The organism is Mycobacteroides chelonae (assembly GCF_016767715.1).
Classification (GTDB): Bacteria; Actinomycetota; Actinomycetes; order Mycobacteriales; family Mycobacteriaceae; genus Mycobacterium; species Mycobacterium gwanakae.
In genome coordinates this window covers 1-19087 of the sequence record NZ_CP050145.1, presented here as the reverse complement: position 1 = coordinate 19087, position 19087 = coordinate 1, and the positions used below count along the sequence as shown (strand labels likewise).

19 protein-coding genes are annotated in these 19087 nt (G+C 61.5%); 10 read left to right on the top strand and 9 right to left on the bottom strand.

Annotation, left to right across the window (positions count from 1 at the left end; all coding sequences use genetic code 11):
• Positions 1-6: 6 nt before the first annotated feature.
• The 10 genes from HBA99_RS00095 (at position 7) to HBA99_RS00050 (ending at position 8608) form a co-directional block, all read left to right on the top strand.
• Positions 7-711 (top strand): methyltransferase family protein, encoded by a 705-nt coding sequence (locus tag HBA99_RS00095; RefSeq protein WP_199252992.1) that lies wholly within the window; start codon positions 7-9, stop codon positions 709-711.
• 205 nt (positions 712-916) lie between these two features.
• Entirely contained in the window at positions 917-1192 is a 276-nt protein-coding gene (locus HBA99_RS00090) for a hypothetical protein (RefSeq protein ID WP_131822819.1), read from the top strand.
• Positions 1193-1209: 17 nt separating this feature from the next.
• Positions 1210-2652, top strand: a complete 1443-nt coding sequence (locus tag HBA99_RS00085) for a hypothetical protein (protein WP_131821695.1) — start codon at positions 1210-1212, stop codon at positions 2650-2652.
• Between the two features lie 15 nt (positions 2653-2667).
• Complete coding sequence (locus HBA99_RS00080; RefSeq protein ID WP_199252991.1) at positions 2668-4062, top strand: glycoside hydrolase family 19 protein; 1395 nt, start codon at positions 2668-2670, stop codon at positions 4060-4062.
• 13 nt (positions 4063-4075) lie between these two features.
• Positions 4076-4852: a DUF3298 domain-containing protein gene (locus HBA99_RS00075; RefSeq protein ID WP_081347655.1), complete on the top strand. Its 777-nt coding sequence runs from the start codon at positions 4076-4078 to the stop codon at positions 4850-4852.
• Between the two features lie 59 nt (positions 4853-4911).
• The gene (locus HBA99_RS00070) at positions 4912-5841 is read left to right on the top strand and encodes a lipoprotein LpqH (RefSeq protein WP_070951758.1); all 930 of its coding nucleotides are present in this window, start codon (positions 4912-4914) and stop codon (positions 5839-5841) included.
• Between the two features lie 76 nt (positions 5842-5917).
• On the top strand, positions 5918-6226 hold the full coding sequence (locus HBA99_RS00065; protein ID WP_030097714.1) for a hypothetical protein: 309 nt from the start codon (positions 5918-5920) through the stop codon (positions 6224-6226).
• 160 nt (positions 6227-6386) lie between these two features.
• Positions 6387-6785: a hypothetical protein gene (locus HBA99_RS00060; RefSeq protein WP_070951759.1), complete on the top strand. Its 399-nt coding sequence runs from the start codon at positions 6387-6389 to the stop codon at positions 6783-6785.
• Positions 6782-7384: a DUF3558 family protein gene (locus HBA99_RS00055; protein ID WP_070951760.1), complete on the top strand. Its 603-nt coding sequence runs from the start codon at positions 6782-6784 to the stop codon at positions 7382-7384. The genes HBA99_RS00060 and HBA99_RS00055 overlap by 4 nt, the downstream gene beginning before the upstream one ends.
• 18 nt (positions 7385-7402) lie before the next feature.
• Positions 7403-8608 carry a hypothetical protein gene (locus tag HBA99_RS00050; protein ID WP_070951761.1) on the top strand — a complete coding sequence of 402 codons (1206 nt, stop codon included), beginning with the start codon at positions 7403-7405 and terminating at the stop codon, positions 8606-8608.
• A gap of 48 nt (positions 8609-8656) precedes the next feature.
• Here the strand turns inward: HBA99_RS00050 and HBA99_RS00045 are convergent, their stop codons facing one another.
• The 9 genes from HBA99_RS00045 to dnaA all read right to left on the bottom strand — a co-directional run bounded on the left by HBA99_RS00045 (position 8657) and on the right by dnaA (position 19087).
• Positions 8657-9211 (bottom strand): DUF3558 family protein, encoded by a 555-nt coding sequence (locus HBA99_RS00045; protein ID WP_234798063.1) that lies wholly within the window; start codon positions 9209-9211, stop codon positions 8657-8659.
• A 28-nt stretch (positions 9212-9239) separates the two neighbouring features.
• A complete protein-coding gene (locus HBA99_RS00040; RefSeq protein ID WP_070931904.1) occupies positions 9240-9482 on the bottom strand; it encodes a hypothetical protein in 243 nt (80 codons plus the stop codon).
• A complete protein-coding gene (locus HBA99_RS00035; protein WP_070951762.1) occupies positions 9482-10693 on the bottom strand; it encodes a hypothetical protein in 1212 nt (403 codons plus the stop codon). The genes HBA99_RS00040 and HBA99_RS00035 overlap by 1 nt, the downstream gene beginning before the upstream one ends.
• A 132-nt stretch (positions 10694-10825) precedes the next feature.
• A complete protein-coding gene (gene gyrB / locus HBA99_RS00030; RefSeq protein ID WP_030097703.1) occupies positions 10826-12853 on the bottom strand; it encodes a DNA topoisomerase (ATP-hydrolyzing) subunit B in 2028 nt (675 codons plus the stop codon).
• A gap of 212 nt (positions 12854-13065) precedes the next feature.
• A complete protein-coding gene (locus HBA99_RS00025) occupies positions 13066-13617 on the bottom strand; it encodes a DUF721 family protein (RefSeq protein ID WP_070923930.1) in 552 nt (183 codons plus the stop codon).
• Complete coding sequence (recF, locus tag HBA99_RS00020; protein ID WP_070951763.1) at positions 13610-14758, bottom strand: DNA replication/repair protein RecF; 1149 nt, start codon at positions 14756-14758, stop codon at positions 13610-13612. The genes HBA99_RS00025 and recF overlap by 8 nt, the downstream gene beginning before the upstream one ends.
• A gap of 19 nt (positions 14759-14777) precedes the next feature.
• Entirely contained in the window at positions 14778-15671 is an 894-nt protein-coding gene (gene gnd / locus HBA99_RS00015; RefSeq protein ID WP_030097700.1) for a phosphogluconate dehydrogenase (NAD(+)-dependent, decarboxylating), read from the bottom strand.
• Between the two features lie 49 nt (positions 15672-15720).
• A complete protein-coding gene (gene dnaN, locus HBA99_RS00010) occupies positions 15721-16920 on the bottom strand; it encodes a DNA polymerase III subunit beta (RefSeq protein WP_030097699.1) in 1200 nt (399 codons plus the stop codon).
• Between the two features lie 691 nt (positions 16921-17611).
• Positions 17612-19087, bottom strand: coding sequence for a chromosomal replication initiator protein DnaA (gene dnaA, locus HBA99_RS00005; protein WP_057968880.1), 1476 nt, complete (start codon positions 19085-19087; stop codon positions 17612-17614).

Sequence of the window (19087 nt, the reverse complement as noted above, 5' to 3'; positions counted from 1 at the left end):
CGATGCATGCCCGAGGCCATTCCGTCGAAGACGCGGCTGCTGGTCAAGCTGCTCGTCGCTAACATCGTGTCCACTCTCGCCTTGGGCGGGCTCATGGTCCTGGCTGCGGGAACCTGGCATTGGCCCCAACTCTGGATCCTCGGTATCGAGGTCACCGTCCTGAACCTCGGTGTGCACCTCTGGCTGCTCAACTACAACCCGGCGCTGCTCGCCGAGCGGCTCGGCTCACCCCGCCAGCCCAACCAAACCTCATGGGACAAAGTCTTCGTGGTGTTCGCCATCATCGGCATGCCGATCTGGTTCGCGGTACCCGGGCTCGACCATCGCTGGGGTTGGTCAATGGTGCCGGTCTGGATTCAGGTCGTGGGCGCGGTACTCATCGCCGTCTCGCTGCTGTCCATGGTGCTCGTCTTCCACGCCAACAGCTTTGCCGCGCCCGTCGTGAAGGTGCAGGCAGAGCGTGGACATTCGATCGTTGATACCGGCCCCTATGCCTACGTCCGCCATCCCATGTACTCGGGGGCGATCCCGTTCCTTATGGGCATGCCCCTGCTGCTGGGCTCCTGGTACGGATTGATCGGGTCGATGGCGACCGTCCTCGCGTTGGGATTCCGCGCAATCGGGGAAGAGCACCTGCTCACCCAGGAACTCGACGGCTATCCCGAGTACGCGGCCCGGGTGCGCTACCGGCTGATTCCGGGCGTGTGGTGATTCCCAGCTCCGCACGGCGCTCGCCAGTACGCGTGGATCTTGATGCGCGGCAAGCGCTCCACCCCTGAACTATTGAGCCCACTCACCCTGAGTGGTGCCGTTCTCCACACGCCCAAATTCGATGGAACCGAATCTGGCATACCGCCGTCTCAAGTACTTAGAGGCGGAATCTGGACACTTCTAGGGCGTGAAGGGACTTGGGCAGATGGGCTACGCGGACCGGCTGTACGCCTTGCAACTGGAGTTTGGGCGCTCCTCTGAGGCTCGAAAACTGAAAACCGCCCAGCGCTTCCAGGAAATCCGCGCCGAGCAGACCCGCCAGGCACGGGAACGCGCCGCCTGGGAAGCAGGAAACGCGCCCTCGCCCGCGCAGGAGCCCCCCATTGCGACCAAAGATGCGTCCGCGAAGCGGCCTGCCCCAGCCGGCTGGGACGACGAGGACAGTTTCTGGGAATTTCGTGGAAACCGGCTGAAGTACTAGGGCTGAGGGGGTTTGTGGTGGTGGTTTATGACACGGGTCGGCAGGTGCTCGATGACGGTGCCAAGATCCGCGATTTTTGTGGGTACTGGGAGATTTTGAAGACTCACCAGGGCGAGTTGAGTCAGGCCGGCGTCGATTTATCGGGGCTGCCGATGGACCGCAGCGCCGCCGATTTTGAGGCCGCCTACTACAAAGAAGCCGACATCAACTTGAAGGTGATCCGCGAATCCGGAGACCACCTGCAAGACGCGGTCACCGGCGGCACCGAACAAGTCGGGCTGATCGGGGAGACCGAACGCCTCTCGCAATACGTCAAAGGCCATGCCGCCGATGCGGCGTGGGAGAAATACAAAACCAACACCGAACAACTACAAGCCAACCTTCAAAAACTCAAGGACGCCCAAGAAGCCGTCAAAGGCGTCGACGACAACCTGTACTTCGGCCTGAACAAAAAACAAGACGAATACACCGCCGCGATCACCCTGATGATCGAAGGCACAATTCAGAACAACCCCACAGATTTCGCCAACCGGCTCACCACCGGCGCCGCCGCGATCAGCGCCAACAACACCGGAGTCGAAGGCTCAGACAAACACCTGTACGCCTGGCACGGCAGCCCCGGCGTCAATTGGCCTGCCCGACAAGTCAAAGACGACCTACGCACCAGCGTCATCGGAGCATTCGCCACCGCCATCGCCGCCTTCAACGACGCCAACACCAGCATGGACCAATTCGTCACCGACAACTACACCATCCTGCGCCAAGCACTCAACATCGGCGAAAACGGCCCGGCCGTAGGGAATCCGCTCACCCCCGAGGAACAGGATCAGGTGGGCCAATGGTCGCAGTATTCACTCGAGGCCGGTGGCGGCGACTGCTCCCGGTGGGCATTGGCGAGCGCTCTGGCCAACAAGTACGGAACGCGAGAAGGCCCCAACGGCAAGGAGATCAACCTTCCCGCCGACGTGCAGAACAAGCTGATGGACGGTATGCCCCTGCACTTCCCACCGAATCGGGCGGAGATCGACCAGATCACCCGATGGCAAGGTGTCCAGATCTACGATCCCGGTGCCGAACGAGACGGCTTCCCCGGAGGGCCCGGTCTGATGACCCAGCAGCTGCAAAGCCTGGGAATCGACTCCGCCGTCAACAACGCCACAAGCAGCTCGCCGGAAGCGGTCACAGAACTGACCAACCAGATGACGGCTGATCTGCAGGCCGGCCGCCAAGTGATCGTCAACGGCTCGGTATCGCCGGGCGGTGGACACTTCCTATCGATCTCGCGTGTGACGTTCGATGACAACGGCCAACCGCAGTACTGGGTCAACGACTCCAACCGCACCTCGGCCGGGACCAGGAACGGCGGAACGCTGCCGTACCCGTGTGACCGCGCGACCCTGGAGAGATTCCTCCGCAACAGAACCGCTGCCCCGCCCGGGTACAGCACGGTTCCGTTCTAGGTTCGGGGGTTTGTGGTGGTGGTTTATGACACGGGTCGGCAGGTGCTCGATGACGGTGCCAAGATCCGCGATTTTTGTGGGTACTGGGAGATTTTGAAGACTCACCAGGGCGAGTTGAGTCAGGCCGGCGTCGATTTATCGGGGCTGCCGATGGACCGCAGCGCCGCCGATTTTGAGGCCGCCTACTACAAAGAAGCCGACATCAACTTGAAGGTGATCCGCGAATCCGGAGACCACCTGCAAGACGCGGTCACCGGCGGCACCGAACAAGTCGGGCTGATCGGGGAGACCGAACGCCTCTCGCAATACGTCAAAGGCCATGCCGCCGATGCGGCGTGGGAGAAATACAAAACCAACACCGAACAACTACAAGCCAACCTTCAAAAACTCAAGGACGCCCAAGAAGCCGTCAAAGGCGTCGACGACAACCTGTACTTCGGCCTGAACAAAAAACAAGACGAATACACCGCCGCGATCACCCTGATGATCGAAGGCACAATTCAGAACAACCCCACAGATTTCGCCAACCGGCTCACCACCGGCGCCGCCGCGATCAGCGCCAACAACACCGGAGTCGAAGGCTCAGACAAACACCTGTACGCCTGGCACGGCAGCCCCGGCGTCAATTGGCCTGCCCGACAAGTCAAAGACGACCTACGCACCAGCGTCATCGGAGCATTCGCCACCGCCATCGCCGCCTTCAACGACGCCAACACCAGCATGGACCAATTCGTCACCGACAACTACACCATCCTGCGCCAAGCACTCAACATCGGCGAAAACGGCCCGCAGGACAGCTCCTTCCACAAGGTGACGATGGACCAGCTGCAGGCCATCTTCAATCAGGGCGCCTTCGCAAGCCTGCCCCCGGAACAGCAACAACGAATTCTCGACCAACTCAACGCCATGATGGAGCACGCCGGGATAGATACCCCGCAGCGGCAGGCAGCGTTCCTTGCCACCTGTGCAATCGAATCCGGTGAGCTGACCATGTGGTACGAGGGCGCCTATCCGGGCGGGCCCGACGCCGACTGGTTCAACGCGCACTACGGCCCGCAAACTTCGAAGGGACAAGAACTCGGAAACACAGAACCGGGCGACGGTGCCCGGTTTATGGGGCGGGGCCCGATCCAGGTCACCGGCAGAAGCAACTACCAGCGATTCACCGAGTGGTACAACCAGAGCTACAGCCCAAATCCGCCAATGGATTTCACCCAAACGCCCGAACTGCTCCAACAGCCCGAGTACGGATTCGCGGCCGCGGAGTGGTACTGGACCGCACACGGGATCAATGCCGCTGCCGATAGCGGTGGAATCGATGCGGTGACCGATATCGTCAACTACTACGACGGCAACCGGGATAAGAAGCGTGATGTCTATCAGAGAGCGCTGTCGGCGCTCGGCGGATGACGGAAGGAACACCATGGCGACGATGACCGTCCGGAAACTACGCCCGCTCGCAGCACTTCTTCTGGCGCTGGCAGCCTGCTCCACCGCCAGCCCAGTGCAAAGCCCCGCAACCGCTGCGCCGCCGACAGACCTGTGCACGGACGTGGGTGGCACGTGGGACGGCTCCAAGGAAAGCTGCGCGCTTACGGGCACGAACGCAAAGAACACCACGGCGAAAGTTCAAGCCACCTATCCCATTAACCTACTGGAGGACCCAGTCACCGGGCCGGTGCTTCGCCAATTCCTAACCGGCTTCTTCAACAAATTCGGCCAGCCGAATGACAACCTCACGCAAAACAGCGAAGCGAGCCTGGGCTACAAGACCTACAAGTCTCCGCACACCGTGTCCGTCGTCTTCACAGAAGATTGGTTCGTCACCGGAACGCCGCACCCCAACGATGCGGTGGTCACCTTCACTTTCGACCAGACGAACAAAAGGCAACTCGAGCTCGCGGACCTGTTCTGCCCGGGTGTCGATCCGCTGACCGCGCTCCCGCCGCTCGTACGCCCTTACGTTGAGCAGGCCGCAGCCCTGGACAAGACCCCCCAATTCAGTATCGGCGAGTTCGAACCCCGGCCCGATCACGGCGGCTACAGCGGCGACTACAAGGCCTGGTACCTCGACGGCGACGACCTCGTGCTCGTCATGCCCGCCGAACGTATGGGGCCGGTTCACTCCGCAGCGTGGCAGCCCCGTATTCCGCTACCCGCACTGCAGTCCATCCGGCGCGGGGGTGCCTGCGCCGCATGATCCGTCGGCGGCCACGCAAGCGAAAAACTCTGATAACCAGATCAATTGAGGGGGCTCTGATGTTACGGATCTCGGGACTGAGCGCTAGCCCGGCCACGAAAAGGACCCTGGGAATCCTCCTGGCATTGCTCGTCGGGCTGCCCGCTGCCGCGTGCGATCCGAAGCCGCCGGCCGATACGCCCACCGCGACATCGGCGGTGGTGCCGGTCTCGACCACGACGGCGCCACTGCCTCCCAATTTCCCTCGCGGCCCGGCCACCATCGAAGCCACCCTCGACGGACATCCGCTGACGTTCAGCGACCCGGTCTGTCTCGGCTTTACTGAAGAGACCACAATCAGCTTTAGCACTGCACCACAAGCGAGTTCACTGAGCTTGCGGCTGGACACCGGGACATCCACCGTGAACGAGATCCGCATCGGTGCGCCGGACGGTGGCATGTACCTGTGGAAAACGTGGTCCCATCTGCCATCGCCTCCCACCGTGGTGGTGCAGGGCTCGACCTACAACGTTTCCGGTGTGGTGTTCCTAAATCTCGACCCGGGTGAGCCTAAGCCGATTCCGTTTACCGTCACGGCAACATGCCCCGCCTATCCCCATCCACAGCAGCCGTCGGCACCACCCCTGCCTCCCACGCCCGACCCCAAGGGACCGCGCGTGAACGCCACAGTGGACGGCCGAGTCCTGGTCGACGGCACCGATGCCGCCTCTTGCATCCGAGAACCGAACGGCTCGTTGAAGATTGCGGTCAAGCCGGGCTTAGGCAAACTCGGTAACACCCTCACCTTCGAGGTGAAAGATGATGCCGTACTTCACGGCTATGTGGGCGGGGCCCTGTTCAACTACACCACCCGCGTTCCCGCCGATGCCTCGGTGGCCAAAGAAGGCAACATCCTTCACGTCAAGGCCAACCTGTATCGGATCTACCAGAACAAGTCGTACGACGAGCCGCACCCCGTCGAGCTCACCGCTACCTGCCCGGGGCTGTAATCCGTCCAAACTCATGGAACCGATTCGCGCGGACCTGCGTCCGAATAGGTAGTTGAAACTAAGAAGGGTCGTTCTTATGACGTACATCGACTCTGACGGCGTCGAGAGTTTGGCGGGTGTGTGGGGACGTGCCGCCGAGGGTCTGCGGGCCCAGGGCGACAAAGTGAGGTCCTGCGAGCTGCGCGCCGAGACCTTTGGCTCTCACTATGCCGACCAGATGGCCGACATCGGACCCGCCGTCGAGCGACTGGCCGGACTGATAACCAGTGACGGGGCCCGTTGCGATGACTATCGCGACAAGCTTCGGCTGACCAGCACTGCATTCATCGCGACCGACGACCGGACCGCCTCCGGGCTCGGTGGCGACCCCTCACGTCAGGGCTAAAGCTTCGCCTACGAATATGACCATGGTCTGGGGTTTTTTTCTCAGCGGTCCGCGAGGTAGACCCCTCCTGGGCTCCGTCGAAGAAAGTTCAGGAAAGATGGAACCGAACCTGGGGTAGGGGCGTCGTATCCATTTGAGAGCAGGTTTCTGGAGGCGGAGCATGACCGATAAGACGTACAGCTTTGATCTGGGCGGAATGAGCCCCGACGCGCAGCGGAGCGCGGCCAACGATGCGGGCAAGGTTCTGCACATGGAGGAGAAGGCCGGGCAAACGGTTGCCAAGGAGCTACTCCCTGCCCTGGATCTCATCAACGAGGCGCTAACCCTTGCCGAGGGAGCCGGGCGCGTCGAGGGATTCGGAGCACTGAATACCGGAAACAAGGCCATGCAGCACTACCGCAAGCAAGCGCCCGAGATGGTGACCCACCTGACAGATTTGAAGAAGGACTGTCAGGACAAAATTGACCACTTGCTTGCGATGGAAGTGCTGTACAACAACATGGAGGCCTACAACGCGGGCCGCATCTTCGACCACAAGCTAACGGTCGAGTACAAATGACTAGCCTGTCCCGACTGGTGCTGTTGACGACGGTGGCTCTCACCGCCGCCGGCTGCGGTGGTGCTGTCTCTGGCGACGCCGTTACTGCAACGGTCACGGCCTCTTCAAACACCCTCACGACGGCCGGGTCCTCCCCCGCGGTGAGCAACACCCTTCCTGCGCCACATGCGCCTCCCGATCACAACAGTGACGGCACAACGTTCGATCCATGCCTGACCTATAGTGCCGCGGAGCTGATGGCGTGGGGTGTTGATCCAGCCTCCGTGGAAGATGCCGCTGACGGGCTCCAGCGAGGTTGCATCTGGAAAGGCGACGGCTGGATACTTCAGCAATTGGTGAACAATCAGACGATCGCTGACTACCTCAACCTCGATAACTACCCCGACGCTCGTCCGCTGAATGTCGCTGGCCTTCAGGGATCTGTAGACCGTGGACAGCAGAAGGGCACGACCTTTTGTTCTGTGCAGATTCCGTCACAGAAATCGGTCGTTGCGACTCTTGTCAGCGTTCGGGATAGCAAGGCCGAGAAGGTGATACCCGACGCGTGTGTCAAGGCTGTCGAGATCGCCACTGCTACCGCGGGAAAACTCCCGAAATGATCCGAGAGGGGAACGATCATGTCCGGTGACGGCTGGGATGGCATGTCGCACGCGGAAATTGTCGGGAAACTGGGTGAACTTAGACCCGACAATGCCTTCAGCTTGGCTCAAAAGTGGAGCGATATATACACAAAGGTCTCTGACGCTGCCGAGCACTACACCCGGGCGTCCAGCGTTATGCAGCCAATCTGGACAGGTGAGGGGCCGGAGACGGCACGCGCGGCGCTTAACGCCAAGTACCAAGAGCTCCAGGCCGAAGATGGCATCCCTACCAAGGCCGGAAAGCTGCAGAATGCACTGTTTCAGGATGGGGCTTGCCTAACCAACGCGGGTTACGTTCCACAGCAGTACCCCGTACCGCCTCAGGACACCGATAAGGACGCCAAGCAAAAGCTTCTAGAAGCCGTTCGGGCCGAGGCGCAGCGCCTCTATACCGAACCGCTCAGTGTCGATAGGCCCGAGGTTGATGAGACCAAGCAAGGTTCACTGATGGGCTCGATGCCTCAGGGACCCGGCGGTGGCGGCGGTAGCGGCGGCGGCAACTCGGGTGGTGGTTCCGGTAACAATCTGCAGTCCCCGGGCGGCGGCACCGACGGCCTGGCCAACAAGGACACCAAGCCACAGCTCGCCAACGGCGAGGGGCAGGGCGGACAAGGACAAGGGCAGGGCGCCGGTTCAGGTTCCGGCAGCGGCTCAGGCGGTGGGCAAGGCGCTGGCTCGGGTTCTGGTGCTGGCGGAAGCTCACCGTTTGGATCTGGAACCGGTACGGGCACAGGTGGTTCCGGCCTCCCGCTAGGAGCGACGACCGCTGCCGGTTACGGCTCCTCAGGTTCTGCCGGCGGGACAGGCCTCGCCTCGGGAACTGCCGGCGGCGCCAGCGCATTGCGCGCCGGAGGCGGACTTCCAGGCGGAGCCACCAGCGGAGCGGGCACCAACCCGGCTGCCGTCGGAGCTTCCGGAGTACGCGGCGGCGCAATGGGTCCCATGGGCATGATGGGGGGCGCGGGCGCCCACGGTAAGGGCGGTCACGACGAGGACGACGACCACGAGACCCCGGCGATCCTGATCAACCTCGACAACACCTACGAGTTCATGGGCGACCTACCCAAGGCATCACCAGCTGTCATCGGCGACTGGAGCGAGCAGGAGAAGGCCGACAAGCAAGCGCAGGAACGTGAGAAGCAGCGCTACAAAAAGCTTGGCTGGGACGTCAAGTACGAGTGATTCAGCATGACTTTGGGTAACTGGCTCTGTCACCCAAAGTCATTAGCCCTACTTCGTCCAACCTAACTTCTTGTTGGCCTCGGCGATCACGGGCGCTGAGAAATCACACCAGGTTTGACCGGCTGGCAAGCCAGCAGCGGCAACAGCGGCGGCACCCGGCTCGAATACAAACTTGGCGATGTTGTCCTCCGGATCCACCAATCCAACACCGCATTCGTCCGGCTCATCTTTCATGACATAGATCTGCGCGCCCTCAGATTCAAGAATCCGGACGTGGATCTTTCGGTAGTTCGAGGCCCCGTCCGAGTTCTTGAAGAGCGACACACTGAGCACCTCATGGCCACCGTCGTCCTTGTACGAACACTGTTGTACGCCGTTGGCGGTATCCGCCACTCCCGGCTTGATCGGTGTCGCTCCCTGCTGATTCAGCTGTTCCGGCGCTACCAGAGCGCATGGATCCGTCGCCGGGGTAAACGGTTGGTAGCCAGAGCTTTTCGCCTCCGTCGAGGGCGCAACCGACGATTCTGAAGAACTCCGTGTCGTTGCGTCAGGCTCCGTCTTCTGCGGCCCGCAACCCGTGGCAAGAAGGCCCGCCGTGGCCATGATGACTACGCATGCTCGCCTGCTCATATCACTTCCACTTCTTCCTGCCGAACGGGTCGTTGAACGCGTAAAAGTCGTCTTCTTCGAGTTCTGATGAGGTTGGCAAGAGAGGAAGAGGCGTCTCCTCTTGCTGCTGGCTTTGGAACACCGGCTCAATCGGGGTTTCGATAAACCGCTCGGCCTCCAATCGAGCCGCTTCCATCTCCGCGACGCCGTCGGCTACCTTGAGCACCAGCGCTCGCAGGTCGGGATCATCGGGAATATCGATCATCAGTTGCCATCATCCCACGGTGTACTGCCCGCACTCACGGGAAGCCCTCCGTCCGGGGCCCTCTGGTAGTCGTCAGCCGACAAGACCGCTGCGGGAAGATCCTTGGCAAGCTGTTTGCCTGCATCGCTTTCGATGCCCGCCTTATCCAGAGCACCGTCCAACGCCTTGTTCAGGGCATCCGAACCCTTGTCCTTCAAATACCCTGCCGGATCTTTGAAGAACTCGATGACGGACTTCACCAACTCGACGGCCTTCTGAACTTGGTCGACTAGCTTCGATGCTTCCGTCCAGACTTTGACGAGAATCTCGCCCAATCGCTCAATTTGCCAAGCTGTTCCCGCGATGGGAATTTTCTTCGCTAGGACCTTGAGCTTGTCCTTCCAGGTGTCGATCTGGACTTCCTCTTCCAGCTTTTTGACGACCAATTCGGCGATGGATTTGACCAATTTCTTGATCTGCTCCACCAGAACATCCAGGCAATCCTTGATGACCTTCGTCAGTGGCGCCTCCGCCTCCAGTGCCTTGCTCAGGTTCTTGGAGTAGGTGTCAAAGGACTGGGCCGCCTTGCCATCCCAATGCGAACCCGACTGCGTGGTCATCGCCTCCAGCGACTTGCCCGCGCCCTCCATGCCTTTCCCGGCCTTTTCGTACACGTTCCCGATGCGTGTCAGCTCCGCCCAGTTACCCACAACCTTTTTAAAGGTGTCATTGATGGGGCTCCATCCCGAAACCTTCTCGATCTGTTCATCTGCGTCGGCAACCCATCCAATGGAGTCTTTGATGAGTCCCCGCACATCCGCTTCTTCTTCCTTCGGAGCGGCCAGCTCCGGTAGATCCCCCGTCGCGAGGTGCGCAGCGGTAGTCGTCGCATCGCCGGCCTGGGGAGAGTCATGTCCCGGCAACGTCGACGCGGCGGCTCTGATCTTGGCGCCTCGCGTCCTCTCTTGTTCCTTGTACACATTCGCCAGCGAGATCAACTCATTGCCGGTCATGTACGTGGCAATCTGACGCTTGTCGTACCGCTTGGATGTCTCAGTCTTGGTGTTCTCAAACGGGCTCTTGAGCTGGGACATGAGTCCCTCCCACCCATTCTTCGGGCCACCATCGGAGTCCACCAGACCTTGAACCTTGCCGATGTATGCAGCTAGGTCCTGGACGCCGCCGCCAAAACCCGCCAACTTCTCGGTGTCGACACTGAACTTCTCACCCATCTAGACAATCCCTCCCGGCTGCTTTTCGTACTCGTACGTACGACGGCAGAACATCGGGATCGGTTCCATCGGAGCCAAAAGATTCAAGATCAAATTGAATCCGCAACTATCTCGCCGGTTGGGCAAGCGCCACTACACGTCGAGGAAGCGCACGTCCCTGGCGTTTCGGGTGATGAAGCTGCGGCGCGCCTCGACGTCCTCGCCCATCAGAATCGAGAACAGCTCGTCGGCCGCGGCAGCATCGTCGAGTGTCACCTGACGCAGCACACGCACGGACGGGTCCATAGTGGTCTCCCACAGTTCCTTGGCATCCATCTCACCAAGACCCTTGTAGCGCTGGATGCCGTCGTCCTTGTTGATCTTCTTGCCGGCCTTGAGCCCGGCCTCCATCAACCCGTCGCGCTCACGGTCGGAGTACGCGAACTCCGGCTGGCTGCGCTGCCACTTGAGCTTGTACAGCGGCGGCTGCGCCAGGAAGATGTGGCCGTGCTCCACCAGCGGGCGCATGAAACGGAACAACAACGTCAGCAGCAACGTCGAAATGTGTTGGCCGTCAACGTCGGCGTCGGCCATCAACACGATCTTGTGATACCGCAGCTTGGCAATATCGAACTCGTCATGGATACCCGTGCCCAACGCGGTGATGATCGCCTGGACTTCGGTGTTCTTCAAAACCCGGTCGATACGCGCCTTTTCAACGTTGATGATCTTGCCGCGCAGCGGCAGGATGGCCTGGAACATCGAGTCGCGGCCGCTCTTGGCCGAACCACCGGCCGAGTCACCCTCCACCACATACAGTTCCGACTTCGACGGATCGGTGGAGCGGCAGTCGGCCAGCTTGCCGGGCAGCCCACCGATGTCGGTGGCGCTCTTGCGACGGACCAGCTCACGCGCCTTGCGCGCCGCGATCCGCGCCTGTGCCGACGAAACCGCCTTATTCACAACGGTTTTTGCGTCGGCAGGATTCGAGTCGAACCAGTGCTGCAGCTGCTCGTTGCACACCTTCTGCACAAAGGACTTGACCTCGGTGTTACCCAGCTTGGTCTTGGTCTGACCCTCGAACTGAGGCTCACCGACCTTTACCGAGATGACCGCTGCCAATCCCTCACGGATGTCATCACCGGTGAGGTTGGTGTCCTTCTCCTTGAGAAGCTTCTTCTCCTTGGCGTACTTGTTGACCACCGTCGTGAGCGCAGCGCGGAATCCCTCTTCGTGCGTGCCGCCCTCGTGGGTGTTGATGGTGTTGGCGAAGGTGTGCACCGACTCGGAGTAGCCCGCATTCCACTGCATCGCGATCTCGACCTCGTGGCCTTCACCTTTTCCGGAGAAGTCGACGATGGTGGTGTGGATGGCCGATTTGGTGCGGTTGATGTGCTTGACGAAGTCGACCAGGCCATCGGGGTAGTGGAAGACGCGGTTCTTAACCTTATGCGGCGCAGCCGATTCCGCGGCCTGTTCCTCGGCGCTCTTAGGTGCCTCGGCGGTGTCGCTGACCACCTCGTCGGTCACGTCGGCGTTACTCACACGCTCGTCGGTGAGCTTGATGGTCAGGCCCTTGTTGAGGAAGGCCTGCTCCTGGAGGCGCCTGGCGACCGTCTCAAAGTCATAGGTAGTGGTCTCGAAGATCTCCGGATCCGCCCAGAACCGGACCGTGGTGCCCGTCTTCTTGGTGGCCGCGCCCTGCTGCAATGTGCCCGGCACTGAGGCCGTGTAGACCTGCTGCCACTCGTGGCCATCGCGCAGAATCTCCAGCTCGACCTTGGTCGAGAGCGCGTTCACCACCGAGATACCCACACCGTGCAGACCGCCCGACACCGCGTAGGAATCCGAGTCGAACTTGCCGCCGGCGTGCAGCTGGGTCATGACGACGTCAACGGTGGGTATGCCGGAGGCATGCATGGCCACCGGGATACCGCGACCGTCGTCCTTGACCTGGATGCCGCCGTCCTCAAGCATCGTCACCTCGACGGTGGTGGCGTAGCCGGCCATCGCCTCATCAACGGAGTTGTCGACAACTTCCCAGATCAGATGGTGCAGACCGCGTTCACCGGTTGACCCGATGTACATGCCGGGGCGTTTCCGGACCGCTTCGAGCCCCTCTAGGATGGTGATCGAGTCGGCACTGTATTCGCTCTTGGCACTCTTCTTCGGCGCAGCCACGATCGACTTTGTCTCCTGTCTGGAAGTAACGACTCTCGCGGGCCACAGACCCAGCGAACCGTGTTACCAACATCCTACTGGTCTGTACCGGCGGCACCTAGCTTCAGGGCATGTTTCATCCCCTCTATTTACGCCGTCCGTCGCATATCTCGGATCAGGCCGTGTCAGGCGCTCTAGACACCGGTTCTACGGCACGACGCGGCGATGAGCCCTCAACCATAGGTATCGCGCGGGCCGCGTCCGGCGATATGTCGGGGACCCTTACGCCAGGAGGGCGCGGTCGGCCCGGAGATCTTCAGACTTGTCACCACCCCGTCTCCCACCGCCGCAGCGATCTTCGCTAGCAGCTGCGCCTGCACCAGCCGCAGCTGCGTCGCCCAGGCTGTGGACTCCGCCGAGACTGTCAGTACTCCCTCGTTCAGGGCGGTCGGGGTCGCATGTGCGGCAATCTGCTCGCCGACGACGGCCTCCCACCGACCGAACACCGCGCCCTCGGAGACTCGCGAGGACCAGCCCCGGCGATTGGCCAGATCTCCTGCCGCCCTTCCCAGCAGCTGCGGATCGCGCGCATCCGGGCCCGGACCTGACCAGGTGCGGCGCCCTCCTGCGACCCGTCGACGCTGCTGCGGTGATCTGCCTCCTCTGCCGATGTCTTTACCTTGCTGTTTGGCTGCGCCACGTGCCTCTTCGAGCACCCGCCGCACCAAATCCATCCCTGCAACCCCGGCCAGATGCTCCGGCGGCCAGGCCTCTTCCTCACTCATGCGCCACCGACTTTCGTCCCGAAGGATCTTCCTGTACGTCGACGGTAACCGTGCGCGCCGACAATTCCTCGGGAACGTCGTCGGGGACCGCCGCCGTCACGAGTACTTGCTCCGCGTCGGCCGCGACAGTGGCCAAGGACCTCCGCCTGGCGCCATCGAGTTCTGCGAACACATCGTCGAGCATCAACAGGGGGTCGGTGCCGTCGGAACGGAGCAGGTCAAAGGCGGCAAGCCGCAGGGCCAAAGCGAAAGACCACGATTCCCCATGACTGGCGAAGCCTTTCGCCGGTCCGTCGCCGAGCCGCAGCTCCAGGTCGTCTCGGTGTGGACCCACCAGACAGACTCCGCGTTCAATCTCTGCCGACCGTTTGGCGGCCAGCCCGGCGTTCAGTGCCTCCGTAAGGCGTTCCACCGAAAGTTCTCCGTCGACGCCCTCGACGCTACTGCGGTACGCGATATCGGCCAGCCGCGATGCGGGCGCCAGCAGCTGGTACGACTTTTCCACCAGTGGCCGCAACTCACCCACCAATTCGATACGCGCAGAAAGTAATTCGGCGCCGTGTGCAACCAGATGCCCATTCCACACATCGAGGGTATCCAGCACACTCTGATCATTCCGCTGTCTCAACGCCGCACCTGCGGTCTTGAGCAGCGCGGTGCGCTGCCGGAGCACCTTGTCATAGTCGGCACGCACGCCGGCCATCCGGGGACGGCGCTGGATCAGCAGGTCGTCAAGAAAACGGCGTCGATCGGACGGGTCGCCGCGCACCAAGGACAAATCCTCGGGTGCGAAGAGCACCGCGTGCAGAATTCCAACGATCTCCCGTGGGCTGCGCACCGGGGAGCGGTTTATCCGGGCCTTATTCGCCCGCCCGGCCGCGATCTCCAGATCGATCGCCAATTCCCGACCGTCGTTGACGACGATGGTCGACACCACCGCCCTTTCGGCACCGTTGCGTACAAGGGGGGCGTCGGTGGCGACTCGGTGCGAACCCAAGGTAGACGAATACCAAAGGGCCTCAACAAGATTAGTCTTGCCGTAGCCGTTGGGGCCGACGAACACGGTGCGCCCGGGTTCGAGCTCCAGGTCAACTCTTTCCCACGACCGGAAGTCTCGCAGTCCCAGCTGTCGTACGTACACGTCGGTCCGCGCGCGTCCCTTATCCGGAGAGACCGACGCGCTTGACCGCATGGCCGCCGAACTGGTTACGCAACGCCGATACCGCCTTCATTGCAGGTGAATCTTCCTGCCGCGAAGCAAATCTCGCGAACAACGACGCGGCGATGACCGGCGCGGGCACCCGATGATTGATCGCCTCCTCGACCGTCCAACGTCCCTCTCCGGAGTCTTCGGTGTATCCGGAAATCGCGTCGAAGCCGGGATCTTCCTTCAAAGCCTTGGCCAGCAGATCCAACAGCCATGACCTCACCACGGTGCCCTTGGTCCAGGCCTGCAGTACGGCCTGCACATCGGTAATCAGCGGTTCGGCCGCCAGTAGCTCGTACCCCTCGGCATAGGCATGCATGAGGCCGTACTCGATACCGTTGTGAATCATCTTGGCGTAGTGACCCGCGCCGACCGGGCCGGCATGTACGAAGCCGTCCGCACGATCACCCTCGGGACGCAGCGTGTCGAAGATCGGCAGCGCCCGCGCCACATCGGCGTCGCTGCCCCCGACCATCAGCCCGTAGCCGTTCTCCTTGCCCCACACCCCGCCAGATACACCCGCATCGATGTATCCAATCCCCTTGGCCGCCAACAGATCCGCATTCGGCTGGTCTTCGGTGAACCTCGAGTTACCACCGTCGATCACGAGGTCTCCCTCGGACAATTCCTCGGCGAGCTCAGCAATCGTCTGTTGGGTAATCGGACCCGACGGCACCATCACCCACACCACACGAGGCGCCTCTAAGGCATCGGCCAGCCCTTTGAGCGAGGGCACATCGGTGACCTCCGGGCGTGGGTCGTATCCGATGACCTCATGCCCACCGGCGCGCAGCCGGTCGCGCATGTTGAAACCCATCTTGCCCAGTCCAACCAAACCCAGCTGCATGACCTATAACCTCCGATGACCAGTACCTATACCGATTGGGGTGCGAGCCCTAGCCGGGCAGGCGCACCGGCATCAATAGATAGACATAGTCAGTTTGCGCTGCCGTAAACGGCCCGGGGCCTTCTGGCGAGCTTTGATCGTCTTCCGCCGGACGCAGTACGGCCGGACGGCTGGGAGTCGTGAAGCCGAAAGTCACCCGATTCGAGTGCAGCGACCCCAGACCATCGGTCAGGTACGTCGGATTGAAGGCGATGGTCAGCGGTTCACCGACGAAATCTACTTCGAGTTCTTCCTCGGCACGGCCCACATCATCGGCACCTGCCGACAACCGCAGCAGTCCCGGCTCGAATTCCAGCCGGATCTGCGCTCCACGGTCGGCAACCAGCGCAACACGTTTGATGGCTTCCACCAACTCGGCGATACCGACGGTGGCCAGTGCGGTGTGCTCGGTCGGCAGCAACTGCCGGAACTTCGGGAACTCGGCGTCCAGCAGGCGAGTCGTACTGCGCTTGCCGTTGCTGACGATGCCCAACAGACCTTCGGATCCGATCGCCGAACCCGCACCCAGCGCAAGCTGCACGTCTGATCCACTGGACGCAGACTTTGCCGCCTCGGACAGCGTCTTGGCCGGAACCAACACCGCGGCGCTGATCTCGCCTGATCCGGATGTCCACTTCAGCTCGCGAACAGCCAGACGGAAGCGGTCTGTTGCCGCCAAAACCACTGTGTCACCGTTGATTTCAACCCGGATACCGGTCAGCATCGGGAGCGTATCGTCCTTACCCGCAGCGACCGCGACCTGGCCGATCGCCTCGGAAAACACCTCCGAACCCAGGGCACCGGTCTCCTCCGGCAGCGAGGGCAATGCCGGGTAATCCTCGACCGGCATGCTCGGCAGCGAGAACTTCGCACTTCCACAGCTGATCAACAGGCGAGTGCCTTCCAACGCCACATCGACGGGCTTATTGGGCAGCGAGCGGGTGATATCCGAAAGAAGTCGGCCCGACACCAGCGCACTACCGGAGGCGGCAACCTCTGCCGGCACCTGCACCTGCGCGGAAACCTCGTAGTCAAAGCCGGAGAGGGTCAAACCCGTGTCATGCGCGGTCAGCAGCACACCTGCCAAGACCGGAACCGTCGGTCGCGAGGGCAGACTCCGCGCAACCCACGCCACCGAATCGGCGAAGTCGTCGCGCGCGACCCTGAACTTCAGGCTGGTGTCTGCGGCAGTGGGGCTCGCAAGATCCATGAATACCCTTCGCTTCCTCGTTGTCCAGGTCGGACTGTCTGCACACAAAAATCCGTGATAGCCATCGTGGCACGCCCGGGTGACAGCGTTGACAGCGCATCGGACGACCCCGGCACGTCACCGGGGTACCGCGCACAAGTCCTGTCACTCGGTGTGGGAAGTCGTCAGGCCATGCGACTTCCGAAGCACAACCGTAGATGCTTTCGACGCATCGGGAAAGCGGATCGGTCTCTCCGACGATCCCTGAAGTCCATCGCTGGGTTACCGGTTGGACGGTCCTTGTTGACGCGTCCATCCACACAGCTGCTTTTCAAGAGAAAGATTAGATAGAGATCTAAGCAGTATTAGTAGGTGCTGTGGAATCTGTGGACAGACAAGTGTTGTCGCACGACAGAGGCCCGTAGGGGTTGTCAGGAGTTTGTGGATTCCGGGGAGGGTTGCGGCCCGCGGATGTGGAGGACATGTCATTAGTTCAGCAACCCCCAACCGATCGTAGGTTTGCCCCACAGCAGTCCACAGTCCTGTGCACAACTTCGATTGGTATGGATGTGACGTGTGAGCCACACGAGGTGACAAAAAATCATCGAGAAAAACCTTGAAAAGTCTTGAAATGGGCACGTGTTGAGAGCCCGGCGCGGTGCGGTGAGACAAAAAAACCCGGCCGCGGGGGCCGGGTGGGGGAGGACTTAGGTCAGTGCCGGGAACGCTGGCGGATTCGGGCGGTGAGTTCCTTGACGTGATCGAAAACCTCACGCCGCTGCGCCATTTCGCCACGAACCTTCTTGTCGGCATACATGACGGTGGTGTGGTCGCGTCCAAACGTTTGGCCGATCTTGGGCAGCGAGAGGTCCGTGAGTTCGCGGCAGAGGTACATGGCGATCTGCCGTGCCTGCGCGAGCGCCCGTGTCTTGCCGGGGCCACGAAGCTCTTCCACGGTGGTGTCGAAGTACTCCGCGGTGACCGCCATGATCGTGGCGGCGCTGATCTGAATGGAGTTTGAGTCGGGGATGAGGTCGCGCAGCACAATCTCGGCCAGCGACAGCTCGATGGGGGACTTGTTCAGCGAGGCGAACGCTGTCACCCGGATGAGCGCACCTTCAAGTTCCCGGATATTGCGTTCGATCCGGCTTGCGATCAGCTCCAAGACGTCATCGGGGACGTCCAGCCGGTCCATCTGTGCCTTCTTGCGCAGGATCGCGATCCGCGTTTCCAGTTCGGGAGGCTGAACATCGGTGATGAGGCCCCACTCAAAGCGGGTGCGCAGCCGGTCCTCAAGAGTGGCCAGGCCTTTCGGCGGCCGGTCGGAGGAGATCACGATTTGCTTGTTGGCGTTGTGCAGGGTGTTGAAGGTGTGGAAGAACTCCTCCTGGATACCTTCCTTGCCCTCGATGAACTGGATGTCGTCGACCAGGAGCACATCGATGTCGCGGTAGCTGCGTTTGAACGCGACCCGACGGTCATCGCGCAAAGAATTGATGAAGTCGTTGGTGAACTCTTCGGTGGAGACGTACTTGACGCGCATACCGGGAAACAGGCGCTGGGCGTAGTTCCCGGCGGCGTGCAGTAGATGCGTCTTACCCAACCCGGATTCACCCCAGATGAACAACGGGTTGTACGCGCGGGCCGGAGCTTCGGAAACTGCGACGGCGGCCGCGTGCGAGAACCGGTTGGATGCGCCGATGACGAAAGATTCGAAGGTATAGCGAGCATTGAGGCTCGTGTCAGGAGTCTCGGCCTTGTCGGCCCCGCCCGGACGGTTGATGAAGTACGACGGCCACGATTCGTGTGCGCTAGCAAGCGCCTCGGTGGTCTCGTCGACCTCGTCGACCTCGAGCTCGGGAGTGGGGCCGGCGACTTCCAAATCTTCGCCAGGAGCCGGTGCCGCGATGCGCACACCCAGTTCGACGTTCTCGCCGAGGCGACGCGAAAGGGCCTCCACGATGGGTCCTCGCAGATGCCGCTCGATCTCGTTTTGCACGAAGCTGGACGGCACCGAAAGCAGTGCGAAACCTTCGGCCATGGTGAGTGGCTTGACCAATGTGAGCCAGGCGCGCTGCTGGGGGGTGAGTGGCGGAAAACTCGACAAATATTGGTTGTCGTCACCATTGAGCTCTGCGACGACGGTATTCCATACCGCCGTGAACTGGGAATTCAGTTCATCAGTCAA

What these genes read in the sequence shown, in the direction of transcription:
- HBA99_RS00025 (WP_070923930.1), bottom strand. Translation starts at nt 13,617, where the DNA reads ATGAGTGAGGAAGAGGCCTGGCCGCCGGAGCATCTGGCCGGGGTTGCA.
- HBA99_RS00075 (WP_081347655.1), top strand. Translation starts at nt 4,076, where the DNA reads ATGGCGACGATGACCGTCCGGAAACTACGCCCGCTCGCAGCACTTCTT.
- dnaN (WP_030097699.1), bottom strand. Translation starts at nt 16,920, where the DNA reads ATGGATCTTGCGAGCCCCACTGCCGCAGACACCAGCCTGAAGTTCAGG.
- HBA99_RS00070 (WP_070951758.1), top strand. Translation starts at nt 4,912, where the DNA reads ATGTTACGGATCTCGGGACTGAGCGCTAGCCCGGCCACGAAAAGGACC.
- HBA99_RS00050 (WP_070951761.1), top strand. Translation starts at nt 7,403, where the DNA reads ATGTCCGGTGACGGCTGGGATGGCATGTCGCACGCGGAAATTGTCGGG.
- gnd (WP_030097700.1), bottom strand. Translation starts at nt 15,671, where the DNA reads ATGCAGCTGGGTTTGGTTGGACTGGGCAAGATGGGTTTCAACATGCGC.
- HBA99_RS00035 (WP_070951762.1), bottom strand. Translation starts at nt 10,693, where the DNA reads ATGGGTGAGAAGTTCAGTGTCGACACCGAGAAGTTGGCGGGTTTTGGC.
- HBA99_RS00060 (WP_070951759.1), top strand. Translation starts at nt 6,387, where the DNA reads ATGACCGATAAGACGTACAGCTTTGATCTGGGCGGAATGAGCCCCGAC.
- HBA99_RS00065 (WP_030097714.1), top strand. Translation starts at nt 5,918, where the DNA reads ATGACGTACATCGACTCTGACGGCGTCGAGAGTTTGGCGGGTGTGTGG.
- HBA99_RS00090 (WP_131822819.1), top strand. Translation starts at nt 917, where the DNA reads ATGGGCTACGCGGACCGGCTGTACGCCTTGCAACTGGAGTTTGGGCGC.
- HBA99_RS00045 (WP_234798063.1), bottom strand. Translation starts at nt 9,211, where the DNA reads ATGGCCACGGCGGGCCTTCTTGCCACGGGTTGCGGGCCGCAGAAGACG.
- HBA99_RS00040 (WP_070931904.1), bottom strand. Translation starts at nt 9,482, where the DNA reads ATGATCGATATTCCCGATGATCCCGACCTGCGAGCGCTGGTGCTCAAG.
- HBA99_RS00095 (WP_199252992.1), top strand. Translation starts at nt 7, where the DNA reads ATGCCCGAGGCCATTCCGTCGAAGACGCGGCTGCTGGTCAAGCTGCTC.
- HBA99_RS00055 (WP_070951760.1), top strand. Translation starts at nt 6,782, where the DNA reads ATGACTAGCCTGTCCCGACTGGTGCTGTTGACGACGGTGGCTCTCACC.